The organism is Hydrocarboniphaga daqingensis (assembly GCF_900129825.1).
In the GTDB taxonomy this organism is placed as follows: Bacteria; Pseudomonadota; Gammaproteobacteria; order Nevskiales; family Nevskiaceae; genus Hydrocarboniphaga; species Hydrocarboniphaga daqingensis.
In genome coordinates, this window is the sequence record NZ_FQWZ01000004.1 from 198,128 (window position 1) to 218,580 (window position 20,453).

Consider the following 20,453-nt stretch of genomic DNA (forward strand, 5'->3'; position numbering starts at 1 on the left):
CCGGACTCAGTTCAGTACGCGGTTCAGCGTTGCCAACAGCTTGGCGAAGCGCGGCACGTCTTCGGCGGCATAGGCGCGGCCGGCGTCGGTCAGCGTCAGCAGCGGCGCCTCGTCGGGGCCGGCGAGCGTCGCGTGGTCATGGCGCAGCATCAGGTCCAAGCCCGACAGCAACAGGTTGTCGTCGAAGCTCGTCGAATAGGCCCAGCTCGATTGCAGCGCCGCGTAGCTCAGCGGCGTTGGCAGCGTTGCGGCGAGTCGCGCAACCAAGCGCTGCGCGTCCTCGGCGTTGGGGCCGGGACGGACGTCGCCGAGCGCGGGCGCCAGCTTCAGCAGCGCCCGATGCGAGCGTCCACCGCGCAGCCAAGCCTCGCCTTCGCGCGTCAGCTGCCAGTAGCGGTCGATGCCGATCAAACGCGACGCCAGCAGGCCGTCGCGCACGAGCACGTCGAGCCCGGTGCGCAGTTCACCGGCGCGATGACCCATCTCCTGCCAGTAGCGTGACAGCGTCATGCCGATCAGCCGCGCTTCGGCCTTGAGTCGCAAGTCGCCGTAGATGCCGAGGATGTCATTGCGCAGCAGCAGTTCGCTGGTGTGCGCGCGATCGGTGGCGCTCGGCGTGGGCACTGCGTCCGCGTCTGATGCAGGCAAGGCGGCGGCTGCGGGTACTGTCGCCGCGGCAGCATCGGGCGTTGGCGCGGCAATCAGCCGGCGAAAGCCTTCGACCGTGAAGCGCAGGTGCGGCGGATTGCTGCCCGGCGTGACCGCGACCCAGTCGCGCGCCAGCAGCGTTTGCAGCGCTTGCCCGAGTGCGGCCGGCTCGCGTCCGGCTTCGGCCCAGCGCTGATGCAGCAACGCGGCCGGCAGCCCTTGGCTCAACGTGACGCTGTGCGCGTCGAGCCAATGCAGGATGTCGTTGCAGGCGTCGTCGTCGATCAGTTGGGTGCGCATGCGGTCGTGCTCCGGCTTACGACGAGCAGCTAACGCTGATGTGCCGTGCGTCGGGCGGCGGCTCGGCAGCGTAGTGCGCCTCGTACTCGGGCTGCTCGTCAAACGGCTGCCGCATGATCTCGAACAGTCGCGCCACTTCGCTGGCGTCGCCGGCTTCGGCGCGCTCGATCGCAGCCTGCAGCAAGTGATTGCGCAGCACGTATTTGGGATTGACGCCGAGCATGCGCTGGCGGCGGGCCGCATCGGGTTCGCCGTCGAACTGCAGCCGGCGCCTGTAATCGACCAGCCAGGCGTCGATGCCGTCACGGTCGGTGACCAGATCGCGCAGCGGCGGCAGTCGCGCGTCGGGCGCGTCGAGTTCCGACAGGGCTCGCAAGCAGCGGCTGAAGTCGTTCTTGCCGCGGTCGAGCAGGTTCAGGAAGCGATTGATCAGGTCGCGGTCCGGTTCCTGTGCCGACAGGAAACCGAACTTGAGCCGCCACAGCGCCATCATCCGGTCGGTATAGGCGGCCGGATAACGATTTAGAATGCCGTTGGCGATCTCGACCGCCTTGTCGGCGTCGTCGTCGAGCAGCGGCAGCGTGGCCTGCAACAGCCTCGAGCAGTTCCAGTGGCCGATCATCGGCTGCTGGTCGTAGGCATAGCGACCGCCTTCGTCGCTGTGGTTGCAGATGTGATGCGCGTCGAACGCGTCGAGAAAGCCATACGGGCCGTAGTCCAACGTTAGGCCCAGCACGCTCATGTTGTCGGTGTTCATCACGCCGTGGCAGAAGCCCACCGACTGCCACTGCGCCATCAGATGCGCGGTGCGCTCGACGACGTCGGTCAGCCACGCGGCGTAGCGGTTCGGGAAGCCGGCCAGCTCGGGGTAGTGATCGTCGATCACGTGATCGGCCAGCGGCTTGAGCAGCTCCCAGCGCTGCAGCAGGTAGAAGTATTCGAAGTGGCCGAAGCGCACATGGCTGGGCGCAACGCGGCAGACGATCGCCGCGCGCTCCAGCGTTTCGCGCCGCACTGGCAGGCTGCTGCCGATCAAGGCCAGCGAGCGTGTCGTCGGGATGCCCAGCGCGTGCATCGCCTCGCTGCACAAATGCTCGCGGATGCTCGAGCGCAGCACCGCGCGGCCGTCGGCGAAGCGCGAATACGGCGTCGGGCCGGCGCCCTTGAGCTGCAGTTCGCGCAGACCGCCGTCGGCGTCGCGCACCTGGCCCAGCAGCAGCGCGCGACCGTCGCCAAGCTGCGGCACGTACTGGCCGAACTGGTGCCCGGCGTAGACGGTGGCGATATAGCTGCCCGCGGCGATGCGCTGGTTGCCTGACAGCACGGCCGTGAAGCCGGGGTCGCGAGCGGCATCTGCCGACAAGCCCAGCTCTTCGGCCAGCGGCGCGTTGAAATGCAGCAGCTCGGGGTCGGTCAGCGGCGTCGGCTCGACGCGCGAGTAGTAGGCAGCGTCGAGCTGCGCGTAGTGGTTTTCGAACGGCAGGTCGTCGAGGCGGGCGGCAGTTTTCATGCCGGCACTTTAGCGCAGCGGGCCGGGCGCGGCCCGCGCGCTCAAGGCTTGCCGCTGTTGTCCGAGCCGACGATCAAGCGTGCGCCGCGCCCATAGCTGAGGTAGTTCCAGAACCACTGGATCGCCACCAGCGTGCGGTTGCGCATGCCGATCAGAAAGTAGATGTGCGCAAAGCTCCAGAGCCACCACGCCAGCCCGCCGCTGAGCTTAAGCCGGCCGTAATGGATCACGGCGCTGTTGCGGCCGATCGTGGCCAGATTGCCGAAGTTGCGATAGCGGAATCGCGCTGGGCGCGGCTTGCCTTGGACTTCGGCGCGGATGCAGGCGGCCACGTGTTCGCCGGCCTGTTTGGCGGCCGGCGCGACGCCGGGCACCAGCTTGCCGTCGGCGGTCTTCATCGACGCGGTGTCGCCGATGATGAACACCTCGCGCAGGCCCGGCACCGACAGGTCGGCCGAGACGATCGCCCGGCCGGCGCGATCGGCCGGGCAGCCGACCCAACGCGCGGCGGGCGAGGCGGCCACGCCGGCGGCCCAGATGATCGTATGTGCGTCGATCCGGTGGTCTTTCAGCGTCACGCCGCGCTCGTCGCAGCCGATCACCTGCGCGTTCAGCAACACCTCGACGCCCATCCGCTGCAAGTCGCGGCGTGCGACTTCTGACAGCGATTCAGGAAACGCGCCAAGCACGCGCGACGCCCCTTCGACCAGCAGGATGCGGGTGTCGCGCGGGTCCATGCTGCGGAAGTCGGAGGCCAGCGCATGCTGCGCCAACTCGGCGATGGCCCCGGCCATCTCGACCCCGGTCGGGCCGGCGCCAACGATCACGAACGTCGTCAGCGCGCGGCGCAGCACCGGGTCGTCGGTGTTTTCGGCACGCTCGAACGCCATCAGCAGCCGGCGACGGATCAGCGTTGCATCGTCGACACGCTTGAGCCCCGGTGCGATGCCGGCCCATTCGTCATGGCCGAAGTAGGTATGCGTCGCGCCGGTGGCCAGCACCAGATAGTCGTAGGGCAGGCGACGGCCGTCGTCGAGCACCACGCAGCGCGCATCGGTGTCGACGCCGACGACGTCGCCAAGCAGCACGCGCGCATTGCTCTGGTGGCGCAGCACGCTGCGGACCGGCCAGGCGATGTCGGACGGATTCAGGCCGGCCGTGGCGACCTGGTACAGCAGCGGCTGGAACAGATGGAAGTTGCGGCGGTCGACGACGGTGATGTCCACATCGGTTCTTGCCAGCAGTTGCGCGGTCGTCAAGCCGCCGAAGCCGGCGCCGACGACCACGACTTTTTTACGATCGGGGCTGTGCATGGCCGGCAGTGTAGGCGCTCGCGCGGCCGGCACAAGCGCCGCGCCGCCTCAGCCGTGATACAGCGCCAGATAACGCTGCGCGGCTTGGTCCCAGCCGAAGTCGCGCTGCATGCCGGCCACCTGCATCGCCTTCCAGCGTGGGCCGTCGGCGCGCAGCGCCAGCGCGAGATCCACCGCCCAGCGCACGGCGCCGGCATCGGCGTCGTTGAACATCACGCCAGTGGCGCTGCCGTCGGCCAGCGTCTGATCGGTGGCATCGACCACGGTGTCGGCCAAGCCACCGGTGCGGCGGACCACCGGCACCGTGCCGTAGCGCTGGCTGTACATCTGGTTCAAGCCGCAAGGCTCGAACCGCGACGGCATCAGGAAAAGGTCGGCGCCGGCTTCGATCCGGTGCGCCAGCGACTCGTCGTAGCGCAGTTGCACGCCGATGCGCTGCGGATATCGTGCGGCGGCGTCGCGCCAGGCTTGTTCCTGCGCGCGGTCGCCGGAGGCCAGCAGCGCAAACTGCAGCCGCGGGTGCGCCGCCATCAAGCCGTCGAGCGCGCCCAGAATCAGATCGCTGCCTTTCTGCTCGGCCAGCCTCGTGACGATGCCGATCAGCGGCGCGTCGACGTCGTCGGCCAGCGCCAGCTGCGACTGCAAGTCGCGCTTGTTCGCGTTTTTGCCCTGGCGCAGGCTGCCGACGCTGTAGCGGCGCACCAGCAGCGGGTCGTGAGCCGGGTCCCAGGCCGCGGTGTCGATGCCGTTGGCGATACCGACCAAGCGCGCCGCGCGTGAGCGCAGCAGCGGGTCCAGTCCGCAGCCGTAGGCCGGCGTCTGGATTTCGCTCGCATAGGTCGGGCTGACCGTGGTGATCACATCGGCGCCGGTGATGCCGGCTTTCATGAAGCTGAAGCCGCCGTACATCTCGACGCCCTCGGGGTTCCACAACGATGGCGGCAAGCCGAGAAAGTCGAAGGCTTCGCGGCCGAAATAGCCCTGATAGGCGAGGTTGTGGATCGTGAACACGCGGCGCGGCGGCTGTGGCGCCAGGCTCAGCCACGACAGCGCCGGCCCGGTCTGCCAGTCGTTGGCGTGGACCACGTCGGCGCGCCAGCCGCCGATCGCGCCCAGCGCCAGCGCGTGGATCGCCTCACAGAAGCAGCCGAAGCGCCAGGCGTTGTCGGCGAAGTCGCGGCCCGATGCATCGCGGTACGGGTCGCCGTCGCGCGCATACAAGTACGGCGCGTCGACCAGCCAGACGCTCAGCGCGGTACCCGGCAACTGGCCTTCGACGATGCCGAACACCTGGCCGCGAATGTCGAGTTGACCGACCCGCCGAGCCGACGACAGCTGATCGATCAAGCCGCGGTAGGCGGGCAGCACGACCCGCAGGTCATGCCCGGCCGTGGCCAGCGCCAGCGGCAGCGCATAGGCGACGTCGGCCAGACCGCCAGTCTTGATCAGCGGCCAGCATTCGCTGGCAGCAAAGAGCACACGCATCGTCGGTTGGTCGTGATGGGTTCAGGCCGGGCACGTAGGATAAGCGCAGCCGCAGACGTGGTGCCGGCGGCCGCGAGCCGACGGCCCGACCCACGCAGCCACACAGGACCTTGCCATTGAGCCTAGTCGATCGAGTGCCGACCGCTCCGCCCGAGCCGCTGTTGCAAGCGCTGCTCGCCAACCGCGTCGGTGATCCGTTTCTGCTGCTCGGGCCGCAGCACGGTGGCGTGCTGCGCGTGTGGCGGCCGGGCGCGCGCAGCGTCCATTTAAACGCAGTCGACGGCCCGGCGCTGCGTCGGCTCGACGGCACTGACCTGTTTGCCGTGACGCTGCCGCAGCCGCTGCCGACCCGCGATTACCGGCTGCATTGGCAGGACGAGGCCGGGCACTGGCACAGCGGCCACGACCCGTATGCATTCAGCCAGCCGCTGATTGCCGATTTCGACCTGCACTTGTTTGGTGAGGGCCGCCATTGGCATGTGCACGACATGCTCGGCGCGCACTTCATCACGCTCGACGGCGTAGCCGGCGTGCGCTTCGCGGTCTGGGCGCCGCATGCGCTGGCGGTCAGCATCGTCGGCGACTTCAACCACTGGGACGGGCGCCTGCATCTGATGCGCGGCCATGCCAGCGGCGTCTGGCAGCTGTTCGTGCCGGATCTGCAGCCCGGCGCGTTCTACAAGTTTGAAATCTGCGGCGCCGACGGCCAGCGTCGGCTGAAGTCCGACCCGTACGGCCTGCAGTTTCAGCTGCGGCCTGACACCGCGTCGGTGATCGGCGAGCCGACGCGCTTTGCTTGGACCGACGCCGACTGGCTGGCACAGCGCTCGTCGCGCGACCCGCAGCGACAGCCGCTGTCGATTTACGAAGTGCATCTGGGCAGCTGGCAGCGCAGCGAGGACAACGGTTATCTGAACTATCGCGAGATCGCGCATCGTCTGGTGCCGTATGCGCTGCGCCTGGGCTTTACGCACCTGGAACTGCTGCCGATCAGCGAGCACCCGTTTGACGGGTCCTGGGGCTACCAGACCATCGGCCTGTATGCGCCGACCAGCCGCCACGGCGCACCGGACGACTTCCGCTATCTGGTCGATTACGCGCACGCGCACGGCCTGGGCGTGATCCTCGACTGGGTGCCGGCGCATTTCCCGAAAGATGCGCACGGCCTGCGTCACTTCGACGGCCAGCCGCTTTACGAATATCCCGACCCGTTGCGCGGCGAGCACCCGGAGTGGGGCACGCTGATCTACGACTACGGCCGGCCGCAGGTGCGCAACTTCCTGCTCGCCAACGCGCTGTTCTGGATCGAGCGCTTCCATATCGACGGGCTGCGCGTCGATGCGGTGGCGTCGATGTTGTATCTCGACTACGGCCGCAACCCTGGCCAGTGGGCGCCCAATGCGCTGGGCGGGCGCGAGCATCTGGAGGCGGTCGAGTTTCTGCGTGACCTGAACATCGTCGTCCACGGCCAGCATCCGGGCGCACTGGTGATAGCGGAAGAATCGACGTCATGGCCCGGCGTTTCGCGCCCGGTCGATGCTGGCGGGCTCGGCTTTACGATGAAGTGGGACATGGGCTGGATGCACGACACGCTCGACTACTTCAAGCAGGACCCGATCTACCGCGGCCACCATTTGGGCAAGCTCAGCTTCGGCTTGATGTACGCCTGGACCGAAAGCTTCGTGCTGCCGCTGTCACACGACGAGGTGGTGCACCTGAAGAAGCCGCTGGTCGAGAAGATGCCCGGCGACGACTGGCAGAAGTTCGCCAATCTGCGACTGTTGCTGGGCTGGATGTACACCCGGCCCGGCAAAAAGCTGCTGTTCATGGGTGGCGAGTTTGGCCAGCGCAGCGAATGGAACCACGACCGCGAACTCGACTGGTGGATCGACACGCAGCCACTGAATGCGGGCCTGCGGCAGTGGGTCACCGATCTGAACCGGCTGCACGAGACCGAGCCCTGCTTCCACGAGCTGGATTTCGCGCCCGAAGGCTTTGAGTGGATCGACTGCGACAACGCCGCCGAATCGATCTTCGTCCACGTTCGTCGCGACCGCGCCGGTCGCCCGTGCGTGGTCGTCGTCAACAGCACGCCGGTGGTCCGCAGCGGCCACCGCATCGGCGTGCCGCTACCGGGCCCATGGACCGAGGTGCTCAACAGCGATGCGGCGTTGTACGGCGGCAGCGGCGTCGGCAACGGCGGCGTGGTGACCGCCGAAACGCAGGCGACGATGAATCAGCCCTGCACCCTGACCTTGACGCTGCCGCCGTTGGGCGTGCTGGTGCTGCGCCCGGGCTAGTGCAGGCCCGGCGCCGCCGATCGTCCGACACCTAACCGCCCGACATCCACGCCTTGCGGATCTTGCGGCCGCATTCGACGCTGTCCCAGTACGAGGTCTTGCTGAATTTCTGACGCGCGACGATGCCGTACGTGGTCTTGTCGGCCGAGATCCACGGATAAAACCCCATCAGGCCTGGGCTGCTGAAGGCGCCGTCGCCGGTCTTGGGGTCGTCCTCGACCCAGTGGTTCAAGCTGTAGTGCCAGGCATCGCGCACCGGCGTTTCGACCACGTCGGGGCAGCCGCGCGATGCGCAGACCGGCTCGTAGCCGAGGAACTGCTTCAGGCGAAGCTCGCCGGAGATCACCTTGCGCAGAAACTTGCCGTACTCGGACGGGCTCGATTCCATGCCGCCGGCCGGCTGCGGCGAGCGGTACGCGAATCGCAGGTCCTTGCCCAGGGCGCGGCGCACTTCATCAGTGAAGCCGTCGGCGTCGAGGCGTCCCAAGCCGAGCAGGCCGGCCAGGCGCTGATCGTGTCCGCCGCCGTATGAGAACTTGCCGATCACGTTGTTGCTGCGCTCGGCGTTGGAGCGCGCTTCCATGCAGGCGTCGACGCTGCGCGACAGCGCGCAGAACAGCGGATTGAAGCTGGTGTAGCCCGAGCGCATCTCCAGATAGCTGACCTGCTCCGGCGTCGGCTTGGCGTTGCGGCCGATTTTTTCGAGCACGTAGGCGCCCCAGACGAACTTGCTGGCCGATGCGATGCGTATGGTTTTATCGGCCGTGTATTCCTCGCCGATCTGGCCGCTGCCCTGTACGCCGCCGGCATCGCCGACTTCCCAGTAGAAATCGCCCAGCGCCTTGCATTCGGCGCTGCCGGTGGCGACCGCGGCGGCGGCCTGCTGGCGTGCGGACGTATCGCCGGCCGCCTGTGCGCCCATCGATCCGATCGCTGCCAGCCACAGCAGGGCAGTAGCCCGACGAGCCCAGTGACGGTGTTGATGTTTCATTGCGACAGTTCCTTCGAGATAAGGGACGGGTGTGTTGCAGCCCGGCGGTCCGGGCACCGGCAGTTTGCCGGGTTTAAGTGGCGGCTGCGCGATGCCGCAGCGGCGTCCAAGCGCGCTGACCCAGCGTGGCGCGCGGTCACGAATCGCGATGCCAGGCGGGCTCGAAAATGTGCACAGATGTACCGCAGCAAAACGGCATTGGTCTTGCGTTCCAAGCACTTGCACGCATCGGATCGTGTGTCTTCACCAAGGACGGTGATGTCGAGCGACGGACTGCAACGGAGCCGCTATCATGAAATTCGACAACGCTACCGCCTACCTTGCAAGCGCTGTAGAGGAGCCTGTGCAGACCCATTCCGATCCTCGTTTCGTCAGTCGTCTCACCAAGAGCACGCTGGCCCTGGTCATGGCCGGCGGACGCGGCTCACGCCTGGGGCCGATGACGCAGTGGCGGGCCAAGCCCGCCGTTCCGATCGCCGGCAAATTCCGGATCATCGATTTCTCGCTGTCCAACTGCATCAACTCCGGCATCCGCCGCATCGGCGTGCTGACGCAGTACAAATCGCATTCGCTGATTCAGCACTTGCAGAAGGCCTGGAGCTTTCTCGGCGGCGAATTCGGCGAGTTCGTCGAGCTGCTGCCGGCGCAGCAGCGCATCGACGAAAACAGCTGGTACATGGGGACCGCCGATGCGGTCTATCAGAACCTCGACATCATCCGCGCGCACGAGCCCAGCCATGTGCTGATCCTGGCCGGCGACCACGTCTACAAAATGGACTACGGCCGCATGCTGGCGCATCACGTCGAGAAGGGCGCGCAGATTTCGGTCGGCTGCGTCGAAGTGCCGCTGGACGAAGCCACTGGCTTCGGCGTGATGGCCGTCGACGGCGAAGGTCGCGTCGTCAAGTTCGCCGAGAAGCCCAAGCATCCCGAGCCGATGCCGGGCCGCCCCGACACCGCGCTGGCCTCGATGGGCATTTACATTTTCGACGCCAGCTATTTGCTCGACCTGCTGACGCGCGACGCCGGCATGAGTATGAGCAGCCACGACTTCGGCCACGACATCATTCCGCAAGCGATCAAGAACAACCGCGTCTACGCCTACGCGCTGCGCGACGTGCACGACGTCAACCGCGCCGGCTACTGGCGCGACGTCGGTACGATCGACGCGTACTGGAAGGCGAACTTGGAGTTGGTCGACGTCGTGCCCGAGCTGAACCTGTACGACGAGGAATGGCCGATCTGGACCTACCAGCAGCAAACGCCGCCGGCCAAGTTCGTGTTCGACAGCCCGCACCAGCGTGGCTGCGCCGTGAACTCGATGGTGTCTGGCGGCGCGATCGTGTCGGGCGCCGAAGTGCGGCATTCGGTGCTGTTCTCGAACGTGACGATCGAGCGCGGCAGCCTGATCGAGGATTCCGTCGTGCTGCCGCGCGTCAAGGTCGGCCCCGGCTGCACGATCCGGCGCGCTGTTATCGACGAAGGCTGCGTGATCCCCGAAGGTAGCCAGATCGGCGTCGACCTCGACGAGGACCACAAGCACTTCCATGTGTCGGCCGGTGGTGTGGTGCTGGTCACCACCGAGATGCTCGGCCAGCCGCCGATGGTGCGCTGAGCCGGCGACCGGCCGCTGACTGCGCTAGAGCCAGATCATCAAGCCCATTTCGAACCGGTGCGCTTGCGCCCGGTGATGCGGATACGCGCGGATCTGATAGTGCTGCAAACCGCATAGCGGCTCGACGTCGGCCCGCCAGCGACCGTCGTCGACGGCCAGCGTGACGACCTGCTGCACAACGAACTGGTTGTGGGCGTCGAGGCGGCCGACTCGGCATTCGACGACCAGATCGCGTGCGTCCAGGCCATTGAGTTCCACGTCGACGAGCAAGCGCAGACGTTCACCGGCGGCGACGACGGACGATGGGGTCTGCGCCAAGCGCATCGACACGCCCGGCCAGGCTTGTCGCACCCGCTGCTTCCACGCGGCCAGCTCGCGCGCCTGCGCCGCATCGTCGGCGTCGAGGCGCCGCGCGGCCGCCGATGCCGGCGCGTAGTAGCCGCGAACGTAGTCCATCACCTGCCGCGACGAGTTGAAGCGCGGGATCAAACTCTTCATCGAATTGCGCGACAGACGCAGCCATTCGGCGGAATAGCCATCGCCGTCAGCTCCGTAATAGCGCGGCACGACCTCGCGTTCGAGCAGGTCGAGCAACTGCCGCGCTTCTTCGGCATCGCGGATGTTGGGGTCGAGTACCGGCACGATCGCAAACCCGTTCTGCTGCGGCTCGGGCTGATAGCCCTCGGCCCACCAGCCGTCCATCACCGACACGTTGACGACGCCGTTGATACCCGCCTTCTCACCCGAGGTGCCGCTGGCCTCCATCGGATATTCGGGGTTGTTGAGCCACACGTCGCAGCCCTGCACGAGGTTGCGTGCCAGCAGCATGTCGTAGCCTTCGACCATGAACAGACGGCCGATGAACTCCGGCCGCAGCGACATCTCATGCAGCTGCCGTATCAAGTCCTGCCCCGGCTGGTCCTTGGGGTGCGCCTTGCCGGCAAAGATCAGGATCGCCGGTCGCTGCGCGTCGTTCAGCAGTCGTGACAAACGCGCCGGGTCGCGCAGGATCAGCGTCGCGCGCTTGTAGGTCGCAAAGCGCCGCGCAAAGCCGAGCACCAGCGTGCGCGTATCGTGGGTGCGGAGGTGCTGCGTCGCTTGCGCGATCAGCGCCTCGGGCAGCTCGTTGCGGCGGTGCTGGCGCTCGATCCGTTCGACGATGTCGATCAGCAGATCGCGCTTGAGCTGGCGCCGTACCGCGCGGAAGCGATGGTCGGGAATCTCGTCGATGCGCTGCCAGTAGTCGATGTCGAGCAGCTGGTTGCGCCAGCCGCGCAGCGAGTCGTGAAACAGCTGGGTCCACGCACGGGCGATGAACGTGTGCAGATGCACGCCGTTGGTGACCGAGCCGATCGGATTTTCAGCTGGCGTGATCTGCGGCCACAAGCTGCGCTCCATTGTCGATGCCACACCGCCGTGGATCTTCGATACGCCGTTGTGATGGCGCGAGCCGCGCAGCGCCAGTGCGGTCATGTTGAAGCGCGTCTCGCCGTGGCCATCGGCGCCGAGCGCCAGCACGCGGGCTTCGTCGGCGCCGTAGTGGGGCAGTAGTTGCTGGAAGAACCACTGCACTTGCGCGTGGTGGAAGATGTCGTGGCCGGCCGGTACCGGCGTGTGCGTCGTGAATACGGTACCTGCGGCAACGTTCTCGAGCGCGCTGTCGAAGTCCAGGCCGCGCGCGACTTGCTCGCGCACGCGCTCCAGAATCAGAAACGCTGCATGGCCTTCGTTGATGTGCCAGGCACTTGGCGCGACGCCAAGCGCACGCAGCGCGCGCACGCCGCCGACGCCGAGCACGATCTCCTGCTGAATCCGCGTGTCGGTGTTGCCGCCGTACAGTTGGAAGGTGATCGAGCGGTCCGCCTCGCTGTTGTCGGGCAGATCGGAGTCGAGCAGATACAGCGGAATGTGGCCGATGTCGGCCTGCCAGATGCGCAGCTGGACGATGCGATCGGCGATCGGCACCGCCACGCGCAGTTCGTTACCGGTGGCATCGCGCGCGAGCCGGATCGGCAGTTCGTCGAAGTTCGCCGTCTGCGGCGTCGCCACCTGGCGGCCGACGCCGTCGATGGTCTGGATGAAATAGCCTTCGCGATATAACAAGCCGACCGCAACGAACGGCAGGCCCAGGTCGCTGGCGGCCTTGCAATGGTCGCCGGCCAGAATGCCGAGGCCGCCTGAATAAATCGGCAGCGATTCGTGCAGACCGAACTCGGCGCAGAAGTACGCAATCAAATCCTGGCCCGGCTGCAAGTGCGCCAGCACGGCGGGCTTGGCATCGGCGGCCAGATACGAATCGTAGGCAGCCAGCGCGCCGTGATAGTCCTGCAGAAAGTCGTCGTCGTCGGCCGCGGCTTCAAGCACCGCCTGCGACACGCGGCGCAGGAACAACTTGGGATTGTTGCCGCAAGCACGCCACAGATCTTTGTCGAGGCGCCAGAACACACCGCGAATGTCGCGGTCCCAGCTGTACATCAGGTTCGATGCCAGATCGCTGAGGCGGCTCAGCGCGGGCGGAATCTGCGGGCGGAGTTCAAGACGGAATAGCGTGCCGGGCATCGCAGCGGCTCCTGATCGTGGCCTTGTCGTGATCGCCACAGACTAGCCCAAACCACGCCACGCCGACGCGGGCACGCCCGCGTTGATGCGCTGATGTCCAAACATCGGTGCTTCGCACGCGGCGCAGGCCGCGTCGCCTGCGGCGTGCTGGCTTGCGGCTAGCCGTGCTGCTCGATGCTCCAGCTGCGATGAGCCGGCGGCGGTCGCTTGAAGTCTTCGTCCAGCGTCTGGTTGGTGATGTCCTGCACCTTGAACTCGGCGATCAGCGCCTCGTCGAGCTTGAAGCGGCGACGGTTGGTTGAAAAGTACAGCCGGCCGCCGGGCGCCAGCAGGGCCATCGCATTGCGGATCATCTCGGCGTGGTCGGCTTGCGTATCGAGCACGCCTTCCATCTTCTTGCTGTTGGAGAACGTCGGCGGGTCGCAGAAGATCAGGTCATAGCGCGGCGCGCGGGCGTCGGCGGCCTGGGCGGCAAGCCAGGCCATTGCATCGGCGCGGATCAACTGATGCGTATTCCAAGGACCGCGCGTGTCGACGCCGTTGAGCAGCAAATTGCGGTCGGCCCAGTCGAGATAGGTCTTCGACAAATCGACCGATGTGGTGTGCGACGCGCCGCCGACGGCCGCATGCACGGTGGCACTGCCGGTGTAGCAGAACAGGTTCAGGAAGCGCTTGTCGGCGGCTTCTTTCTGGATGCGCAGCCGCATCGGCCGGTGGTCGAGAAACAGACCGGTGTCGAGGTAGTCGTCGAAGTTGACCCACAGCTTGCAGCCGTGTTCGACCACGGTCAGAAACTCGCGGCTCTCGTCCTGCTTCTGATACTGGCTGGTGCCTTTCTGGCTCTTGCGCAGGCGGTAGTGGATGCGCGCGGCCGGCACGTCGAGGATCGCCTGCAGCTGCGCCAGCGCTTCGCGCAAACGGCGCTCGGCCTTTTGCGGGTCGATCGTGTCGGGCGCCGCGTATTCCTGCACATGCACTTGCAGATCGGGCGTCTGATACAGATCGATCGCCAGTGCGTAGTCGGGCAGGTCGGCGTCGTAGACGCGGTAATTCAAGATGCCGCCGCGCTTGGCCCATTTGCCCAAGTGCTTGAGGTTTTTGCGCAGCCGGTTGGCAAAGTCTTCGCCGCCACTGGGTGCCAGTGGCTCGGCGCGTTGGCCGTCGGCCTGGGGCTCGCGCGCCGCAATCTCGAAGCGCAGCAGCTTGCATTCGATCGCGCCGTTGAACAGCGAGTGCATCGTGCTGGCGCGCAAGCCCAAGCGCGGGCTCAGGTCGGGGCGGCTGGTGAACACCACCGCGCGCCAGCCGGCGAAGTGCTGCTTGAGCGTGGCGCCGAACAGCGAATACAGCTTGATGATGTCGCTCTCGGCGCCAAGGCGCTCGCCATACGGCGGATTGGTCGCCAGCAAGCCGCTGGTGGCCGGCGCGCGGGCTTCGAGCGCGTCGCGCTGTTCAAAGCGCAGATGGCCGAGCAGGCCGGCGCGCTCGGCGTTCAGATGCGCGTAGCGCAGCACGCCTTCGTCGACGTCGCCGCCGATCAAGACCGGCATCCGCGCCAGGCCAGCTGATTTGCGGCCCGAGGCTTCGGCGCGGATCGACTGCCACAGTGCCGCGTCGTGGCCGGCCCAGGCTTCGAAGCCGAAGCGGGCGCGCTTCAAGCCCGGCGCGATGTCGGCGGCGATCATCGCCGCTTCGATCACCAGCGTGCCCGAGCCGCACATCGGGTCGACGAACGCGCCGCCGGCCGCGGCGATCTCGGCCCAGCCGGCGCGCACCAGAATCGCAGCGGCGAGGTTTTCCTTCAGCGGCGCTTCGCCGGCACCGACGCGGTAGCCGCGCTTGTGCAGGCTGTCGCCGGATAGGTCCAGGCTCAGCGTCGCCTGGGCGCGTTCCAGATGCAGGTGGATGCGCAAGTCGGGCGCGTCCAGGTCGACATTGGGCCGCTCGCCGTGGCGCTCGCGAAAGCGGTCGGCGATCGCGTCTTTGACCTTGAGCCCCGCGTAATGCGTGTGGGTCACGGCGGGGGAATGGCCGGCCACTTCGATGGCGAAGGTCTTGTCGAGCCCGAACAGTGACGGCCAGTCGATCGCCTTGGCGCCGGCATATAGCGCGTCGGCGTCGGCCAGCGGGAAGGTGTTCAGCGGCATCAGGATGCGATTGGCCAGTCGCGTCCACAGGCAGGCGCGGTAGGCGGCGTTCAAGTCGCCGGCAAAGGCGATGCCGCCCTTGCGCTCGCGGGTCTCAGAGGCGCCGAGCGCGGTCAATTCGGCCGCCAACAGCGGCTCGACACCACGCGGGCAGGTGGCAAATAGGGTCAGAAGGCTCATGTCCCTATGATCGCATGCGGCCTTGCATCGCTGCGCCACGGCCCCATGACCTTGGCACGGCGTCAGCCTGCCAGCCCCGGCGGCCCGAACAGATGGCATAATCCGCCGCTCATTTTTTGGCCCCCCAGGCCTTTGTTTCTTATTAGGGAAATCATGCTCGACTTCATCTTCAGCCCTGCTTTTGCGCAGGCTGCCGCTCCGGCAACCCCACCCAATGCCCTGGTGCAGTTCGCGCCGCTGGTCGTGCTGTTCGTGCTGTTCTACTTCCTGCTGATCCGCCCGCAGATGAAGCGCAGCAAGGAACAGCGCCAGATGATCGAGAAAATCGCCAAGGGTGACGAGCTGGTGCTGGCCGGCGGCCTGGCCGGCAAGGTGGTCAACATCGGCGAGCTGTACCTGACGGTCGAAGTCGCCGACGGCGTCAACGTCAAGGTGCAGAAGTCCGCCGTCACCAGCGTGCTGCCCAAGGGCACGCTCAAAACCCTGTAATCAGCGTCGCCGTCGATCATCGCCAGCGTTTGCGTGCCCGGCACGCGGCGCTGGCGATCGGCTATCTGGAGTAGCGCATGCGTCCCTACGCATCCTGGAAGTACATCGCCCTGCTGATCGTCACCATTTTCAGCGCGCTCTATGCTGCGCCGAATTTGTACGGTCAGGACCCCGCCGTGCAGATTTCGCTGGAATCCGGCGAAGCCTTGCCTGACAGCTTCGGTGAGCGCATCGCCACTGCGCTGCAGGCGCCGGGCATCACGCCGACGTCGAGCCGCCGCGAAGGCACGCACTGGGTGGTGCGCTTCGACAGCACCGACACGCAGCTGAAGGCTAACGACGATATCAAGCGCGAACTCGGCAACCGCTACGTCGTCGCACTGTTCCAGGCGTCGAAGACGCCAGCCTGGCTGGCATCGATGGGCGCCAAGCCGATGGCGCTGGGCTTGGACCTGCGCGGCGGCGTGCACTTCTTGCTCGAAGTCGACGTCGACACCGTGCGCAAAAAGGCGATCGAAAACTACGTCAGCGAGCTGCCAGCAACGCTGCGCAAGGAAGGCATCCGTTACACCGGCCGCCGTCAGAACGGTGACGCCGTCGTGCTGGAATTTGCCGACGAAGCCAAGCTCGACGCCGCGCGCCGTTTCATCGCCAAGGAATACCGCGAGCTGGCGCTTCAGAACGCACCGGGCCAGCCGCTGGTGCTGGAAGCGCGCATCACGGACGTCGAAGCCAAGCGCATCCAGGACTTTGCCGTCCAGCAGAACCTGATCACGCTGCGTAATCGCGTGAACCAGCTCGGCGTGGCCGAGCCGGTCGTGCAGAAGCAGGGCGCCAACCGCATCCTGGTGCAGTTGCCGGGCGTGCAGGACACCACGCGCGTCAAGGAGCTGCTGGGCGCGACGGCAACGCTGGAATATCGCGCCGTAGTGCAGGACGCCGACGCCGGCAGTGCAGCGGCCACCGGCATCGTGCCGCCGGGCACCGAGCTGTTCTACACGCGTGAAGGTCACATTCCGTATCTGCTGAACAAGGACATCATCGCCAGCGGATCGCAGTTGGTGAACGCGCAGCCCGGCATCGACCAGCAGAGCGGCACGCCGATGGTCAGCGTCACGCTCGACGGGCAGGGCGCCAAGCGCATGTTCGACTTCACCAGCAAGAACGTCGGCAAGCCGATGGCCGTGCTGTTCCGCGAACGCCAGGTCGTCACCACGTACAACGCCAAGGGCGAGCCGATGCGCGAGCATCGCGACATCGACCAGATCATCAGCGTCGCCAGCATCCGCGGCGTGTTCGGCAAGAACTTCCAGACCACGGGCCTGGGCAGCAAGGAATCGCAGGACCTGGCGCTGCAGCTGAAGGCTGGTGCGCTGGCGGCGCCGGTCGACATCGTCGAAGAACGCACCGTCGGCCCGAGCCTGGGTGCCGACAACATCCGCCAGGGCTTTCAGGCCGCGGCGCTGGGCCTGGCGCTGGTGGCGCTGTTCATGATCGTCTACTACCGCGTGTTCGGTATCTTCGCGATCCTCGCGCTAGCGCTGAACCTGCTGCTGCTGATCACCGGCCTGTCGCTGCTGCAAGCGACGCTGACAATGCCGGGCATTGCCGGCCTGGTGCTGACGATGGGTATTGCCGTCGACGCCAACGTGCTGATCTACGAGCGTATCCGTGAAGAACTGCGCGGCGGCATGAGCCCGGCCAAGGCGATCGAGGCCGGCTACGACCGCGCCTTCTTGACCATCGCCGACGCCAACGTGACGACGCTGATCGCGGGCATCGTGCTGATCGCCGTCGGCGCCGGCCCGGTGCGCGGCTTCGCCGTCGTGCTGGCACTGGGCATCGTGGCATCGCAGTTCACGGCGATCGTCGGCTCGCGCGCACTGGCGCACTTGGTGTTCGGTCGCCGCGCGCGGATGACCGACCTGCCGATCTGGTAATCACGGAACGACGACGAGACACAAGCGATGAAATTCTTTGACCGCGTTCCCAAAATCGACTTCATGGCCCAGCGCAAGACGGGCTTGTGGGTGTCGTCACTGCTGACCATCGGCGTGGTGCTGCTGCTGGCGTTCCGGGGCCTGAACTTCGGCATCGACTTCACCGGCGGCGTGCTGGTGGAAGTCAGCTATCCGCAGACCGTCGAGCTGGAAGACGTGCGCCAGCGGCTGGCCAAGGCCGGCTACGAGCGCAACACCGTGCAGTTTTTCGGCACCAGCCAGGATGTGCTGATCCGCCTGCCGCCGGCTGAGGAAACCAGCTCGGCCAAGGTCAGCTCCAACATTCTCGAAGCGCTGGGCGCCGCCGAGCAGAACATCCAGCTGCGACGTATCGACTTTGTCGGCCCGCAGGTCGGCGAGGAGCTGACGGAGAAGGGCGCGCTGGCGCTGATCTTCGCGTTCATCGGCATCGCCGCGTACATCATGTTCCGCTTCGAGTGGAAGTTTTCGGTCGGCGCCGTTGCCGCGCTGATCCACGACGCGATGATGACGCTCGGCTTTCTGTCGGTGTTCTGGGTCGAGTTCGACCTGACCACGCTGGCTGCGATCCTCGCGTTGATCGGCTATTCGAACAACGAAACGGTCGTCATCTATGACCGTGTCCGCGAAAACCTGATCGCGCAGCGCCGCGCCAACATTTTCGAAGTGGTCAACCTGTCGATCAACCAGACGCTGCTGCGTTCGGTGATCACGCACTTGACCACGCTGCTGGTGCTGACCGCGTTGCTGTTGATGGGCGGCAGCAGCGTGCACAGCTTTGCCGTGGCGCTGATCTTCGGCGTCATCGTCGCCACCTACTCGTCGATCTACGTCTCGACCGGCTTGGCGATCCTGCTCGGCATCTCCCGCGAAGACCTGCTGCCGCCGCAAGACGAAGCGGTCGACGAACTGCCGTAGCCGCCAGGGCCTGACCGGGGAACGCAGCGCGGATCGATTCGGCGCTGCGTGGCTCCCGGCGCTTGATCGACGTGCCCCTGCATGGCGGATCAGCAATGGCGCAACGGGGCAGTCGCCGCCTTCGGCTCATACCGTGCGCGGCGAAGCACGCCTTCGTGCTGCAGCGATGCGGGCCTGCGCGCAGTCCAAGGCGTCCGAGCGTGCGCCTCGACCGGCCTGGTATCTGCGACAAGCTGCGGAACGTCGCCTCGCGGTGCACGCGGCCTCATGGCCGCCATCGGGTGGTTCGCCCAGGCGCTAGACGCTCGCCGGTAACAACGACAGGACGTCAGTCCAGATCGGACGCTTCGTAGAGTGGCCGTATTTCGATCTCGCTCGGACCCGGCATCGGGTTGGGGCACTGCTGCGCCCAGAAGATCGCCTCGGCCATATCGTTGACTTCCCACAACCAGTAACCGGCGACCAGTTCGTTTGCCGGTGCAAACGGACCGTTGATCACCGTCCGCTCGGTGCCGTTAAACGCGATTCGCGCTCCATGGGACGAGGGCTTCAGCCCTACGGCATCAATCAAGACGTTGGCACGGCGTAGCGCGTCGTTGAACGTGCCCATCGCGTCGAGCATCGCCGCCGTCCATGCGTCGGGAACGAATCCTTTCTCACTGGCGGCAGTGGCTTTTACCAGCACGATAACGCGCATCGTCTTCTCGGCTATGTCGTACAGCGAGGGCCCGAATCTATCGAGACAGCTTGATCAGGAGCTTAGCCCTGAGCCTTCTTCACGAATTCTGACTTGAGCTTCATCGGACCAAAGCCATCGATCTTGCAGTCGATGTTGTGGTCTTCGTCGACAAGTCGAATGTTGCGCACCTTCGTACCCGCCTTGAGCGCTGAACTGGCGCCTTTGACCTTCAGGTCTTTGACGACGGTTACCGTATCGCCATCTTCCAGAACATTGCCGACTGCGTCTTTGTGGATCGTCTGCGCTTGCTCATCAGGCGTTGGCGGGTTGTCCAGCGACCACTCGTGCCCGCACTCCGGGCAAACCAAGAGCGCTCCATCCTGGTAAGTGAATGCAGACGTGCAGGAAGGGCAACTCGGCAACTCAGTCATAGAAGTAACTCGATGGGTCAATTAACACGCTTGGAAATCGCGAATGTTTCTTCGGGGCAATGTTAGCGTGGCCTTGCCTGCCCGCCCTAATCACAACGGAAGCCGCCCCGCCGACGACCCATTGAGGAATCCATCGCCGTGATGGACTGCACGACGAGCATCGCAGGATGAAAGGGATCGGGTTGCACGTGATGATCCCGATCATAGCCACGAGCGTAGGCGTAGCCCCACATGGCGGCGACGCGGTGGGTTATTCGTTGTGTGTGGCCCGGCTACTGTGTTCAGCTGCGGCCACGCCGGAGCACATCGGGATGGATCAGCATCGCTCGGCACCGCTGATCAGAGTCGGCTGCCTATGACGGATGGCGTTCAATCGTAGAGTAGCCAGGAGCGCTGGCCAGATATCGAACCATGACGATGTCGCCTTTCCGCGGATTGTCGCCGACCCACGTGGTCGGAATATCGCGCTGCACCGTTATCTCTCTGCCCAGGCCGGGAGGCGAGTACGTGTACCGAACGTGATCCGCCCCCTCGTCACCCGTAATGACGTCTACGACTTCACCCAGTATCGGTTGACCATTCTTCAGCAGCTCCTGATCTTCCTTTTTTTGGCTGTCCATCGCCGACAGGAAATGTACCGTGGGGATGCACAGCACCAAGAAGATGATCGTTGCCAGCAGCATATGACGATTGTGCAGCCGTTAGGTCGCGCAAGCTGCGACGCAATACAGTCGGACGTTCGTCGGCGTGCGCTGCATCATGGCCAGGACCGGCGTCTGCTTGACGATTTTGGGATGGCGGATGCTGTTCGTCATGGGATGCAAACTATCGCAGCTCCTTTCGCATCAGGCTGGTGGCCGGCGACGGGCACAACGATCTGAACTGTGCCGCACCTGAAATGTCGGTCGA

The 20,453-nt window shown here is 65.8% G+C and carries 15 protein-coding genes; 5 read left to right on the plus strand and 10 right to left on the minus strand.

Annotated features, from left to right (window positions below):
* Positions 1-6: 6 nt before the first annotated feature.
* Genes BUB09_RS09455 through glgA form a run of 4 tightly spaced genes read right to left on the minus strand, consistent with a single transcriptional unit; the run spans position 7 to position 5,256 of the window.
* Complete coding sequence (locus tag BUB09_RS09455) at positions 7-948, minus strand: hypothetical protein (protein ID WP_072896977.1); 942 nt, start codon at positions 946-948, stop codon at positions 7-9.
* Positions 949-964: 16 nt separating this feature from the next.
* A complete protein-coding gene (locus BUB09_RS09460) occupies positions 965-2,458 on the minus strand; it encodes a protein adenylyltransferase SelO (RefSeq protein ID WP_072896979.1) in 1,494 nt (497 codons plus the stop codon).
* A 41-nt stretch (positions 2,459-2,499) separates the two neighbouring features.
* Entirely contained in the window at positions 2,500-3,771 is a 1,272-nt protein-coding gene (locus tag BUB09_RS09465) for an NAD(P)/FAD-dependent oxidoreductase (protein ID WP_072896980.1), read from the minus strand.
* Positions 3,772-3,819: 48 nt separating this feature from the next.
* The gene (gene glgA, locus BUB09_RS09470) at positions 3,820-5,256 is read right to left on the minus strand and encodes a glycogen synthase GlgA (RefSeq protein ID WP_072896982.1); all 1,437 of its coding nucleotides are present in this window, start codon (positions 5,254-5,256) and stop codon (positions 3,820-3,822) included.
* 116 nt (positions 5,257-5,372) lie between these two features.
* Here glgA and glgB point away from each other — a divergent pair, with 116 nt between their 5' ends.
* Entirely contained in the window at positions 5,373-7,556 is a 2,184-nt protein-coding gene (gene glgB / locus BUB09_RS09475) for a 1,4-alpha-glucan branching protein GlgB (RefSeq protein WP_072896984.1), read from the plus strand.
* 31 nt (positions 7,557-7,587) lie between these two features.
* On the opposite strand, the gene BUB09_RS09480 is transcribed toward glgB, so the two are convergent.
* The gene (locus BUB09_RS09480; protein WP_072896986.1) at positions 7,588-8,547 is read right to left on the minus strand and encodes a hypothetical protein; all 960 of its coding nucleotides are present in this window, start codon (positions 8,545-8,547) and stop codon (positions 7,588-7,590) included.
* A gap of 343 nt (positions 8,548-8,890) precedes the next feature.
* Here BUB09_RS09480 and glgC point away from each other — a divergent pair, with 343 nt between their 5' ends.
* Positions 8,891-10,162 carry a glucose-1-phosphate adenylyltransferase gene (glgC, locus tag BUB09_RS09485; RefSeq protein WP_072896988.1) on the plus strand — a complete coding sequence of 424 codons (1,272 nt, stop codon included), beginning with the start codon at positions 8,891-8,893 and terminating at the stop codon, positions 10,160-10,162.
* Between the two features lie 24 nt (positions 10,163-10,186).
* Here the strand turns inward: glgC and glgP are convergent, their stop codons facing one another.
* Together glgP and rlmKL are read right to left on the minus strand one after the other, a co-directional pair.
* The gene (gene glgP / locus BUB09_RS09490) at positions 10,187-12,721 is read right to left on the minus strand and encodes an alpha-glucan family phosphorylase (protein ID WP_072896989.1); all 2,535 of its coding nucleotides are present in this window, start codon (positions 12,719-12,721) and stop codon (positions 10,187-10,189) included.
* A 158-nt stretch (positions 12,722-12,879) separates the two neighbouring features.
* A complete protein-coding gene (gene rlmKL, locus BUB09_RS09495) occupies positions 12,880-15,048 on the minus strand; it encodes a bifunctional 23S rRNA (guanine(2069)-N(7))-methyltransferase RlmK/23S rRNA (guanine(2445)-N(2))-methyltransferase RlmL (protein WP_072896991.1) in 2,169 nt (722 codons plus the stop codon).
* A gap of 153 nt (positions 15,049-15,201) precedes the next feature.
* On the opposite strand from rlmKL, the gene yajC reads away from it, so the two are divergent.
* The 3 genes from yajC to secF all read left to right on the plus strand — a co-directional run bounded on the left by yajC (position 15,202) and on the right by secF (position 18,434).
* The gene (gene yajC / locus BUB09_RS09500; RefSeq protein WP_072896992.1) at positions 15,202-15,537 is read left to right on the plus strand and encodes a preprotein translocase subunit YajC; all 336 of its coding nucleotides are present in this window, start codon (positions 15,202-15,204) and stop codon (positions 15,535-15,537) included.
* Between the two features lie 77 nt (positions 15,538-15,614).
* The gene (gene secD / locus BUB09_RS09505) at positions 15,615-17,477 is read left to right on the plus strand and encodes a protein translocase subunit SecD (protein WP_072896994.1); all 1,863 of its coding nucleotides are present in this window, start codon (positions 15,615-15,617) and stop codon (positions 17,475-17,477) included.
* A 27-nt stretch (positions 17,478-17,504) separates the two neighbouring features.
* Positions 17,505-18,434, plus strand: a complete 930-nt coding sequence (gene secF / locus BUB09_RS09510; protein ID WP_072896996.1) for a protein translocase subunit SecF — start codon at positions 17,505-17,507, stop codon at positions 18,432-18,434.
* Positions 18,435-18,762: 328 nt separating this feature from the next.
* On the opposite strand, the gene BUB09_RS09515 is transcribed toward secF, so the two are convergent.
* From BUB09_RS09515 to BUB09_RS09525, 3 genes are all read right to left on the minus strand, one after another.
* Positions 18,763-19,131, minus strand: a complete 369-nt coding sequence (locus BUB09_RS09515; RefSeq protein WP_072896998.1) for a YciI family protein — start codon at positions 19,129-19,131, stop codon at positions 18,763-18,765.
* 62 nt (positions 19,132-19,193) lie between these two features.
* Positions 19,194-19,544 carry a zinc ribbon domain-containing protein YjdM gene (locus tag BUB09_RS09520; protein ID WP_072897000.1) on the minus strand — a complete coding sequence of 117 codons (351 nt, stop codon included), beginning with the start codon at positions 19,542-19,544 and terminating at the stop codon, positions 19,194-19,196.
* 353 nt (positions 19,545-19,897) lie between these two features.
* A complete protein-coding gene (locus BUB09_RS09525) occupies positions 19,898-20,227 on the minus strand; it encodes a DUF3592 domain-containing protein (protein ID WP_072897002.1) in 330 nt (109 codons plus the stop codon).
* Positions 20,228-20,453: the final 226 nt, after the last annotated feature.

Bases quoted from the DNA above. Each gene is read 5' to 3' on its own strand.
- BUB09_RS09455 (WP_072896977.1), bottom strand. From the start codon at position 948: ATGCGCACCCAACTGATCGACGACGACGCCTGCAACGACATCCTGCAT.
- BUB09_RS09460 (WP_072896979.1), bottom strand. From the start codon at position 2,458: ATGAAAACTGCCGCCCGCCTCGACGACCTGCCGTTCGAAAACCACTAC.
- BUB09_RS09465 (WP_072896980.1), bottom strand. From the start codon at position 3,771: ATGCACAGCCCCGATCGTAAAAAAGTCGTGGTCGTCGGCGCCGGCTTC.
- glgA (WP_072896982.1), bottom strand. From the start codon at position 5,256: ATGCGTGTGCTCTTTGCTGCCAGCGAATGCTGGCCGCTGATCAAGACT.
- BUB09_RS09480 (WP_072896986.1), bottom strand. From the start codon at position 8,547: ATGAAACATCAACACCGTCACTGGGCTCGTCGGGCTACTGCCCTGCTG.
- glgP (WP_072896989.1), bottom strand. From the start codon at position 12,721: ATGCCCGGCACGCTATTCCGTCTTGAACTCCGCCCGCAGATTCCGCCC.
- rlmKL (WP_072896991.1), bottom strand. From the start codon at position 15,048: ATGAGCCTTCTGACCCTATTTGCCACCTGCCCGCGTGGTGTCGAGCCG.
- yajC (WP_072896992.1), top strand. From the start codon at position 15,202: ATGCTCGACTTCATCTTCAGCCCTGCTTTTGCGCAGGCTGCCGCTCCG.
- secD (WP_072896994.1), top strand. From the start codon at position 15,615: ATGCGTCCCTACGCATCCTGGAAGTACATCGCCCTGCTGATCGTCACC.
- secF (WP_072896996.1), top strand. From the start codon at position 17,505: ATGAAATTCTTTGACCGCGTTCCCAAAATCGACTTCATGGCCCAGCGC.
- BUB09_RS09515 (WP_072896998.1), bottom strand. From the start codon at position 19,131: ATGCGCGTTATCGTGCTGGTAAAAGCCACTGCCGCCAGTGAGAAAGGA.
- BUB09_RS09520 (WP_072897000.1), bottom strand. From the start codon at position 19,544: ATGACTGAGTTGCCGAGTTGCCCTTCCTGCACGTCTGCATTCACTTAC.
- BUB09_RS09525 (WP_072897002.1), bottom strand. From the start codon at position 20,227: ATGCTGCTGGCAACGATCATCTTCTTGGTGCTGTGCATCCCCACGGTA.